8 protein-coding genes and 1 pseudogene are annotated in these 9,931 nt (G+C 74.7%); 5 read left to right on the plus strand and 4 right to left on the minus strand.

Features of this window, described 5'->3' with window-relative positions; translation table 11 throughout:
* Nucleotides 1–949: pseudogene (locus EDJALFJO_RS12670) on the plus strand (hypothetical protein); the annotation flags it as partial.
* Between the two features lie 12 nt (nucleotides 950–961).
* On the opposite strand, the gene EDJALFJO_RS12675 reads toward EDJALFJO_RS12670, so the two are convergent.
* Nucleotides 962–1,318, minus strand: coding sequence for a hypothetical protein (locus tag EDJALFJO_RS12675; RefSeq protein WP_088285734.1), 357 nt, complete (start codon nucleotides 1,316–1,318; stop codon nucleotides 962–964).
* A gap of 104 nt (nucleotides 1,319–1,422) precedes the next feature.
* Nucleotides 1,423–2,367, minus strand: coding sequence for a hypothetical protein (locus EDJALFJO_RS12680; protein ID WP_088285736.1), 945 nt, complete (start codon nucleotides 2,365–2,367; stop codon nucleotides 1,423–1,425).
* Between the two features lie 159 nt (nucleotides 2,368–2,526).
* Between EDJALFJO_RS12680 and EDJALFJO_RS12685 the strand changes: the two genes are divergently transcribed.
* From EDJALFJO_RS12685 to solA, 3 genes are read left to right on the plus strand one after another with little or no spacing between them, the layout of a single operon-like run.
* Entirely contained in the window at nucleotides 2,527–4,167 is a 1,641-nt protein-coding gene (locus tag EDJALFJO_RS12685) for an NAD(P)/FAD-dependent oxidoreductase (protein WP_088285738.1), read from the plus strand.
* 25 nt (nucleotides 4,168–4,192) lie between these two features.
* On the plus strand, nucleotides 4,193–5,359 hold the full coding sequence (locus EDJALFJO_RS12690) for an aromatic ring-hydroxylating dioxygenase subunit alpha (protein WP_088285740.1): 1,167 nt from the start codon (nucleotides 4,193–4,195) through the stop codon (nucleotides 5,357–5,359).
* Nucleotides 5,360–5,366: 7 nt separating this feature from the next.
* The gene (gene solA / locus EDJALFJO_RS12695) at nucleotides 5,367–6,557 is read left to right on the plus strand and encodes an N-methyl-L-tryptophan oxidase (RefSeq protein ID WP_088285742.1); all 1,191 of its coding nucleotides are present in this window, start codon (nucleotides 5,367–5,369) and stop codon (nucleotides 6,555–6,557) included.
* Nucleotides 6,558–6,593: 36 nt separating this feature from the next.
* On the opposite strand, the gene EDJALFJO_RS12700 is transcribed toward solA, so the two are convergent.
* Nucleotides 6,594–7,220, minus strand: a complete 627-nt coding sequence (locus tag EDJALFJO_RS12700; RefSeq protein WP_088285744.1) for a TetR/AcrR family transcriptional regulator — start codon at nucleotides 7,218–7,220, stop codon at nucleotides 6,594–6,596.
* A gap of 85 nt (nucleotides 7,221–7,305) precedes the next feature.
* Between EDJALFJO_RS12700 and EDJALFJO_RS12705 the strand changes: the two genes are divergently transcribed.
* A complete protein-coding gene (locus EDJALFJO_RS12705; protein WP_198950243.1) occupies nucleotides 7,306–8,493 on the plus strand; it encodes an aromatic ring-hydroxylating dioxygenase subunit alpha in 1,188 nt (395 codons plus the stop codon).
* A 13-nt stretch (nucleotides 8,494–8,506) separates the two neighbouring features.
* Here EDJALFJO_RS12705 and EDJALFJO_RS12710 read toward each other — a convergent pair whose 3' ends face one another.
* On the minus strand, nucleotides 8,507–9,715 hold the full coding sequence (locus tag EDJALFJO_RS12710) for a cation:proton antiporter (RefSeq protein WP_198950244.1): 1,209 nt from the start codon (nucleotides 9,713–9,715) through the stop codon (nucleotides 8,507–8,509).
* Nucleotides 9,716–9,931 lie beyond the last annotated feature (216 nt).

Below are 9,931 nucleotides of genomic sequence, written 5' to 3' on the forward strand. Positions count from 1 at the left end.
ACCCCTTCCGGGCGGACTCCCGCTCGTCGGTCGTCCGGTGACGCGCGGGGCACGTGCGACCCGGCTCACGGCGGTCGTCCTCGGCGTCGCGCTGACGACCGCGCTGGCGGCCCCGGCGCAGGCCTCGGCACCCGCCGCCTCGGCCCCGCGCGCGAGCGCGTTCTGCGACCTGTTCCCCTGGCTGTGCCCGGCGCCCGCGCCGTCCCCGACCCCGACCCCGGCGCCCGCGCCGAGCACCACGACGCCGGCCGACCCGGCCAAACCCGCGGACCCGAAGCCGGCCGACCCGAAGCCGGCCGACCCCGCGAAGCCGGGCGACCCCGCGACACCTGCCGACCCGGCGGCCCCGCCCGCCGACGGCTCCGCCGCCGCCGTCGAGGCTGCCTGCGACCCGCAGCAGGGCCCGAGCCGCGCGGTCGGTCTGGGCAGCGACACCGCCCAGCAGGCCGCCGACGCGATGAAGGCGTGCCAGCAGGCCCAGGCGGCCGCGGCCGCCGCCGGCGACCCGGTGGCCCAGCCGAGGGCCGCCGCGGCGGGCGGGCTCGTCGTCACCGGGGTCCCGACGGGCATCGACGCGTCGTCGCAGACCCTCACCGGGTTCTCCTACGACGGCGTCACGACGCTGACCCGGATCGACGGCTCGACGTTCCGGGTGCTCAAGTTCACCGCGGACAGCGTGACGATCAAGGGCATCAAGGAGTCCGTCACCGCCAACGGCGCGACGATGCGGATCACCGCGGGCACCGACGTCGTGCTCCGCGGCAACGTCGAGCTCTACGTGCTCAAGCAGTCCGGAAACGCCTTCGGGCTGCTGCCGCTGAACCTGTCGCCGGACTCGCCGCCGCCGCTCACGTTCCCGTTCATCATCTTCACCGACGTCACGTCGCAGGTCGCCTACATCAAGGCGGACACCCTGACCCTGAAGCAGGGCCGGATCGACGTCAGCTGAGCGGCACCCGGGTCACAACGAGAACGCGACCGCCGCCGCGCACATGACGACACCGGAGAAGCGGGTCATGACGAGCGCGGCCCGGGACGGCACCGGCTCCTGCGCGTACTCCCACCGGCTGCCGAAGTACATCCCCCAGCCCGGCCGCAGCAGGGCCGCGAGCCCGAGCCCGAGGAGCAGGCCGCTGTAGAGGGACGCCTCCCGGCGGCCGTACGCGTAGGCGACGAACGCCCACGCGACGGCGACGGCGACGATCCCGGTCATGACGACCGGGTCCTGCACCCGCTGCCACCAGGTCGGCTCGGGCACCGGCACCTCGCGGGCCCGACGGGCCGCGACCTGCGGGGGCACGTAGTCCTCGGGTCTCATGCGACGGCTCCTCGTGGCGACGGACGGCACGGACGCCGGTCCGCGTCAGAACGACGCGGGCCGGCGTCCGGAGGTTGCACCCGGCGCCCCGGGCACGACCGCGGCTACGGCTCGAGGCACTCCGGGATCGAGTCGCGGTGCCCGGTCGGGTACTCGGTGGTGCCGTCCGGGCCGTAGACCTTCACGTGGTCGACGGTCGAGAACTGGCGCAGCGACGGGAAGATCTCGGAGGCGACGGTGACCACCGCCGAGCCGTCACCGCACGGGCCCGTGAGCTGCACCCGGGCGATGCCGTCCGAGGAGATCCGCAGGTTCGTCCAGCCGGTCGTCCGGGAGGTCTGCAGGAACAGCCCGTCCGCCTTCTCGGCCTTCGTCGGGCCGGCGTAGATCCGGTCCATGACCCCGGTCGCCGGGGTCGTGGGCAGCACCTGGCGCCACACCGACGTGATCGGGTTCGCGACGTTCGCCGCGACCTTGTCGGAGTCGGCGAACCAGACCCTGCGGTTCACCGTGGTGAACGGCGTCGTGATGTCGACGACCACCCGGGCCGGGCTGCTCAGCCGGTGGGTGTGGAACGCCGTCTTCTTCTGCAGGCCGACGCCGTACGAGACGACGGCCTCGAAGTCGCCCGACCGCACGGTCGAGGTGACGTTCTTCAGCGCGAACGCCTGGCGCAGCGGCGTCGGGACCTTGCCGGCGACGGTGTGGGCGTCCACGTCACGCATGACGACGGACAGGATCGCCCGGCCGGCCACGGGGACCTTCTGCCCGGAGCCGTCGGCGACCAGCGTCGTCACGTACTTCGCCGTGTACGCCGTCGGCCCCTTGCCGGTGTACTCGAACACCACCCGGTCGTAGCCGGGGTGGTGGGCGGCCCGGACGTCGACGAGCACCGGCGTCGTCGTGGCGGCCTGCGCCGGCGACGCGGCGGCGGTCGCGCCGGCGAGCCCGGCCGGCACCGCGCAGGCGACCACGGCCAGCCCGACGAGCGTCCTGCGCCGCAGCCACGTGCGGTCTGCGGTCCTGCGTGCGGTGAGAGCCTCGCGCACTGCACTCCCCTCCCCTGGGCGGAGTGCGTGCACCGGCTCCGCGGTGCGTCCCCGACGCCCCGCTCCGCCTCCATTCTCCTGCGGCACAACGGGCCGCACCAGGTCCGCCGGTCCCTGTCAAGCCTGGTCTGCTGATTCACGAGTCAGTAAACTCCGGTCATGGAGCCTCGGGACGGGTACGACGTCGTCATCGTCGGCGCAGGCCACAACGGCCTCGTCGCCGCGGGGCTGCTCGCCCGGGAGGGGTTGTCCGTCCTGGTCTGCGAGGCCCGCGAGGTCGTCGGCGGCGCGGCCGTGAGCGAGCACCCGTTCGGCCCGGACTACACGGTGACCTCGCTGTCCTACGTCGTCTCGCTGCTGCCGCCGTCGATCGTCAAGGCCCTCGACCTCGCGGCCCACGGCTACCACGTGTACCCGCAGGGCCCGTACTTCGCCCCGCGCCGCGACGGCACCCACCTGCGGCTGCCGGACGACCCGCGCGCACGGCACGCCGAGATCTCGAAGTTCTCCTCGAAGGACGCCGACGCCTACGAGGCGTGGGAGGAGGAGATGGGCCGCCTCGGGAAGATCCTCGGCCCGATGCTCGCCGACATCCCGCCCGCGCTCGGCTCGCGCCGACCGGCCGACCTCGCCCGGCAGGCCCTCATGCTCCGCCGGCTCAAGGACGTCGACACCCGCGGCGCCGTCGACATCGCCCGGCTCTTCTCCGCCTCCGTCGCGGACCTCCTCGAGGACCGGTTCACGTCCGACGCGCTCAAGGGCGTCCTGTCGGTCTCCGGCTGCATCGGCTCGTGGGCCGGGCCGCGCTCGGCGGGCACCGCGTACGTGACCCTGCACCACCACGTCGGCGACCTCGGCGACGGCCAGACCGGCGCGTGGGGCTTCCCCCGCGGGGGCATGGGCGGGGTGACCCGGGCGCTCGCCGCAGCGGCCCGGGCGCTCGGCGCGACGGTCCGCACGTCCGCCCCGGTCGCCCGGATCGACGTCCGCGACGGGCGGACGACGGGCGTCACCCTCGAGGACGGCACGACGGTCCGCGCGGGCACCGTCATCACGACCGCGCACCCGCAGATCTCCTTCCTGCGGCTGCTCGACCGCCGCGACCTGCCCGCCGACTTCGTCACCGACATCGAGCGCTGGAAGACCCGCAGCGGCACGGTCAAGGTCAACGTCGCGGTCGACCGGCTGCCGACGTTCACCTCGCACCCGGAGTACGACCCGCAGGTGCACGGCGGCACGATCGTCCTCGCCGAGAGCGTCGACGACCTCGAGAACGCCTACCAGGAGGCCGTCGCCGGCCGGCCCTCGACGCTGCCCTTCGCCGACGTCTGCATCCCGTCGGTCTTCGACGACTCGCTCGCCCCGCCCGGCCACCACGTCGTCTCGATGTTCACCCAGTGGGTGCCGCACACCTGGAACACCGAGCCGCACCAGGACGAGCTGGAGTCCTACGCCGACCGGCTCGTCGCCCGGATGGACGCCGTCGCACCGGGCTTCGCCGGCTCGGTCGTCGGCCGGCAGGTCATCGGCCCGCACGAGATGGAGACGAAGTACCACCTCGTGGGCGGCAACATCTTCCACGGCGAGCTGACCCTCGGGCAGATGTTCCACGCCCGCCCCGCGGCCGGGTTCGCCGACCTGAGGACGCCCGTGGCCGGGCTCTACCAGGCCGGCTCGGCGACCCACGGCGGCGGCGGCGTCACGGGCATCCCGGGGCGCAACGTCGTCCGGCAGGTGCTCGCCGACCGCCGCTCCGAGCGCCTGCGGAGCCGGGTCCGCCGGCTCGCCGGCCGGGCCTGAGGCACCGGGCCGCGGGGAGCCGGCGATGACGGGCCTGGAGGCGGCGCTGCCGCGCGAGCACTACGTGGACGCCGGGCTGTGGCGGCACGAGCGGGACGCCGTCCTGCGCCGGGAGTGGACGTGCGCGGGGCGCCTCGCCGGGCTGGGGCTCGACGCGGCCGAGCGGCTCGCCGTCGTCGAGGTGCACGGCGAGAGCCTGCTCCTCACGACGGACGCCGCGGGCACGCTGCACGCGCACGCGAACGTGTGCCGGCACCGCGGGGCGCGCGTCGTCCCGCACGCCGACGGCGACCCGCCGGCCCCGTGCGGCGCGAAGGCGCTGCGCTGCCGGTACCACTCGTGGACGTACGGGCTCGACGGCGGCCTGCTCCGTGCCCCGCACTTCGACGGCGTCGACGGGTTCGACCCGGCGCGGTTCACGCTGGCGCCGGTCGAGGCGGCCACCTGGGGCGGGTTCGTCTTCGTCCGCCTCCTTCCCGGCGGGGCGCCGTCGGGCCCGTCGCTCACCGAGAGCCTCGGCGCCGTCGTCGACCGCACCGCCCGCTACCCGCTCGACCGGCTCGTCAGCGCCTACCGCGCGGTCTACGACGTCGACGCGAACTGGAAGGTGATCGCGGAGAACTACAACGAGTGCCTGCACTGCGCCGGCGTGCACCCCGAGCTGACCCGGCTCGTCCCGGCCTTCGGGCACGGCGGGCTCGCCCCGGACGGCGGCCCGCTCGACTGGGAGGCCGGCATCCCGCACCGGGACGGCGCCTGGACGTTCTCGTTCTCCGGCGGCTCGCCGCGCACGCCGTTCCCCGGCCTGGACGCCGACGAGCGCACCCGGCACAAGGGCGAGCTCGTCTACCCGAACCTCATGCTGTCGCTCTCGGCCGAGCACGCGGCATCCTTCCTCCTGGAGGCGGTCGGCGTCGCGCGGACCCGGGTCACGTTCGACGTGCTGGTCGCCCCCGAGGAGGCGCACCTCGACGTCGAGGACTGCGCCGGGTTCTGGGACCTGGTGAACCGGCAGGACTGGGAGGTGTGCGCGAGCGTGCAGTCGGGGATGAGCTCGGCGTTCTACGAGAAGGGCTGGTACGGACCCATGGAGGACGACAGCCTCGACATCCGGCGGTGGCTGCTGCCCCGCCTCGCCGCGCACCGGCCACCGGGCGCGACGGCACCGGCCGACGACGACCGGGCCGGGTGAGCGGCCGGTGCACCCCGTCAGGGAGCCCTACGACGTCGCCGTCGTCGGGCTCGGGGCACTCGGCAGCGCGACCGCCTGGCAGCTGGCGCGCCGCGGGAGGTCCGTGCTCGGGCTGGAGCGGTTCTCGTTCGGGCACGTCAGGGGCGCCTCGCACGGCGACACCCGGATCATCCGGCTGAGCTACCACACGCCGAACTACGTGTCCGCGGCGATCGAGGCCTACGAGGACTGGGCCGCCCTGGAGTCCGACAGCTCCGAGCAGCTCGTCCTGCGCACCGGAGGGGTCGACCTGTTCCCGCCCGCGGCGGCCATCGACATCGAGGACTACGTCAACTCGATGGCGGTCATGGGCGTCCCCCACCAGGTGCTCACGGCGACCACCGCCCGCGGCCGCTGGCCGGGGCTGGCCGTGCCCGAGGGGACGACCGTGCTCCACCAGGAGCTCACCGGGATCGTCCCGGCGGGCCGCGGCACCCGCGTCATGCAGGAGCAGGCCCGGCGGTTCGGCGCGGACCTGCGGGACGAGCACCAGGTCGTCGAGCTCGTCGACCTCGGCGACGGCGTCGCGATCCGGACGGCGGAGGGCACCCGGCACTTCGCCCGCACCGTCGTCGTCACCGCGGACGCCTGGACGAACGACGTCCTCGCCTCGGTCGACGCGAGCGTGCCGCTCACGGTGACGAAGGAGCAGGTCGTCCACTTCTCGGTGGCGGACGCCGACGATCAGGGCCGCGGCGGCCGGCACGCCCAAGGCGCCTTCCCGGTGTGGATCTGGATGGACGACCCGTCCTTCTACGGCTTCCCGACGTACTTCCAGGCGAGCGTCAAGGTCGGCCAGGACTGCGGCGGGCAGCCGGTCGACCCCGAGACGCGCACGTACGACACCGACGAGGACGCCCTGCGCCGGGCCCGGGCGTTCATGCGCGTCCTCGTGCCCGGGGCGCTCGACGTCCGGACCGTGACGACGTGCCTGTACACCCTCACCCCGGACCGGGACTTCGTCCTCGACCGGCTGCCCGGCCACGAGAACGTCGTCGTCGGGCTCGGCTCGGCGCACGGCTTCAAGTTCGCGCCGTGGTTCGGCCGGGTGCTCGCCGACCTCGCGACGACCGGGACGTCGTCGACCGACCTGTCGGCGTTCAGCCTCACCCGGCGCGCGCTCACCGACCCGGACGCGCCGCTGACCTGGCTGGTCTGACGTGGCTGGTCTGACGTGGCTGGTCTGACGATGCAGCTACCCGACCGGGCGGCGCCCGCCGCGCAGCAGGAGCACCTCGGGCGGCAGGCCCACCTCGCGGGCCGCGCTCTCGGCCGCCCAGCGGGCCGCCTGCGCGCGCCGCACGCTCACCCGCACCTGGGTCGCGACCGCCAGCCCGTCGAGCATCGCGGCGATCCGCAGCGCGGAGGCGGCCGGGTCCTCGCAGCTGAACTCGCCCGCCTCGACGCCGTCCCGGACGACCTGCTCGATCGCCGCCCGCCACTGCCGGTCGACCTCCTGCGAGGCGGCCCGGATCTCCGGCGTCCGCAACGCCTCCGACCAGGCGTCGATGTCGAGGGTCCAGCCCGGCGCCTCACCGGCGGGCGCGTAGAGCCGCAGCACGGCCCGCAGCCGCTGGGTGCAGGTCCCCCGGGCCTGGACCGCGCGGCCGAGCCGGTCCAGGTCGGCGGCCGCCGCGAACGCGAAGGCCTCCGACAGCAGCCGCTCCTTGGTCTCGAAGTGGTAGAAGACCAGCGCCGTGCTGACGCCCAGCTCCTCGGCGACGTCCGCCGCCCGGGTGCGGGCGAACCCGTTGCGCGACACCACGACCGCCGCGGCGCGCAGGATCTCCTCCCGCCGCACGTCCGCCCGTCGTCTGCCCATCCGGGCAGGCTAGCGGCGCCCGGCCCGCGCGCACAGGACCGCGACATGATCTTGACCCGGCAGACCCCGCCCCAGGGAGGACCACGTGACGACCACGACCCCGGCGCCCCGGACGACCTCGGCCGCCTCGGCCGTCCCGCCCGCGCCGATCGACCCCGCGGCCCTCGCCCGGTCGCTGCAGCCTTTCGGCCGCTCGACGATGCTGCCCGCCGAGGCGTACACGGACCAGCGGGTCCTCGACTGGGAGAAGCGGCACGCCTTCGCCGCCGGCTGGGTGTGCCTGGGCCGCCAGGACGAGGTCGTCCCCGCGGGGACGACCCAGCAGGCCGTGACGGTCGGCGACGTCCCCGTGCTGCTCACCCGGGTGGACGGCGCGCTGAAGGCCTTCGCGAACACCTGCCGGCACCGCGGCCACGAGCTCCTCGCCGACGGCTGCACGGCGTCCGCCAGGTCCCTGACCTGCCCGTACCACCTGTGGAGCTACGGCCTCGACGGCCGCCTCGTCGCCGCGCCGGGGATGAAGGACGCCCCGGGCTTCGACCGCACCGACAACCCGCTGCTGCCGGTGCCGCTGGAGCTCTGGCACGGCTGGGTCATGGTCAACGCGACCGGGACCGCGGCCCCGCTGGCCACCTACCTCGGCGGCCTCGAGAACCTCGTCGCGCCGTACCGCCCCGAGACCCTGCGCCTGGGCGGGCGGCACGAGTACGTCCTCGCCGCGAACTACAAGGTGATCTGCGAGAACTACCACGAGTGCTACCACTGCCCGTCGATCCACCCCGAGCTGTGCGCCGTCGCCCCGCCCGACTCCGGCGACAACTGGGACCTGCCCGGCGCCTGGGTCGGCGGCAGCATGGACCTCAAGGACCACGCCGTCACGATGTCCCTCGACGGCAGCAGCCTGGGAACGCCGATCGAGGGCGTCGACCCGCGCAAGGTGCTCTACCTCGGGCTCTTCCCGAACATCCTCGTCTCGCTGCACCCCGACTACGTCATGACGCACCGGATGGTGGCCCTCGCCCCGGACCGGACGTGGGTCGAGTGCTCGTGGCTGTTCCCCGAGGAGGCGTTCTCCCGGCCGGGCTTCGACCCGCGCTACGCCATGGACTTCTGGGACATCACCAACCGCGAGGACTGGGCCGCGTGCGAGTCCGTCCAGCGCGGGCTCGCGTCGCCGCACTTCCGGCCGGGTGCGCTCGCACCCAACGAGGACGCCGTGCACCAGTGGGTCGCGATGCTCGGCCGGGTGTACTCGGGCGGGCCACCGCACTGATCACGGCCCCCGCTCACGGCGCCGCGGCGACCGCCGGTTCCGCCGCCCTGCTGCGGCGCAGGAGACCCAGCGCCGCGGCCGGGAAGAACAGGACCGACAGCACGCCGGCGCTGACGAACGCGGCCGCGGTGACGCCGCTCATGGCCCCGGTGGCCACCCCGATCTGGGTCGCCGCGACGACGAACGGCAGCGACGTCGCCTGCAGCAGCGCGGCGGCCAGCGTCGCGGGGCCGTCGAGGACGCGGCGGAACAGCAGCGCCGGCAGCCCGCGGACCAGGAGCAGCGCCAGGAGCAGCACGGGCACCCGCAGCGCGGCCGCCGGGTCGGCGAGCAGGCCCCTCAGGTCCAGCCTGACCCCGCTCGAGACGAAGAACACCGGCACGAGGAAGCCGTAGCCGATCGCCTCGAGCTTGGTGCGCAGGTGCGGGTGCGAGGCGGCGTCGCGGTCGACGGTCGCGAGCACGGCGCCGGCCACGAAGGCGCCGAGGATCGTCTCGATCCCGAACCGGGCCGCGAGCGCGACGAAGCCGACGAGGAGCACGACCGCGGCCCGGACCCGGACCTGCGCCGTCGTGTCCTGCAGCCGGAGCAGCACGTCGCCGAGGCGCATCGACGTACCGGCCCGGCGGACCGCGACGGCGACGACGACGGCGAGCACGGCGAACGCGGACAGCAGCGCCGTCGTCGCGCCGGTGCTGCCGGTCGCGGAGAAGAGCAGCGAGAGCAGGACGACGGCCGCGAAGTCGGCGACCGTCGCGGCGGCCACGGTGAGCCGGCCCACGGGAGCGCGGTCGGCGCCTGCGTCCTTGAGCACGGGCACCACGAGGCCGAGCGAGGTCGCCGACAGCGCCACCGCGACGAGCGGGCCGCTGCGCACCCATCCGGCGGCCTGCAGGCCGAGCCCCGCCGCGAGCCCCAGCGCGATCGTCACGACGTAGCCGAGGCCGGCGGACCGCAGTGCCGGCCCGCCGAGGGCCCGCACGTCGATCTCCAGCCCGGCGAGGAAGAGCAGGAACCCCAGCCCCAGCACCGCGAGGACGGCGACGACCTCGTCGACCTGCACCCACCCCAGGCCGGTCGGACCGAGCACGACTCCCGCGAGGATCTCGACGACGACGGCCGGCACCCGCAGCCCTGGCAGGAACCCGAGCAGGAGCGGCACGAGGAGGGCGACCGTGCTGACGACGAAGAGGTTGTCGAACCCGACGTCCGGCATCGTCATCGCGCACCGCCCTGTCCGGGGCGACCGTCCGTCGCTCGCTCCGCACAGGTGGTGCCCGCAGCAGGCGCAGGCGTTACAGGTCAGGGCAGCGGCAGCCCGACATCCACCCCGACCGAGGCCAGCGGGTCGGTCACCGGGTCGAGCACGCCGGTGGGTTCGGCGGTCGGTGTCGGGTCCGGTGCGGGGCCGGACGGCGTGGGGTCGGACGGCGTGGGG

It is taken from the genome of Kineosporia sp. A_224 (genome assembly GCF_002198655.1).
Classification (GTDB): domain Bacteria; phylum Actinomycetota; class Actinomycetes; order Actinomycetales; family Kineosporiaceae; genus R-H-3.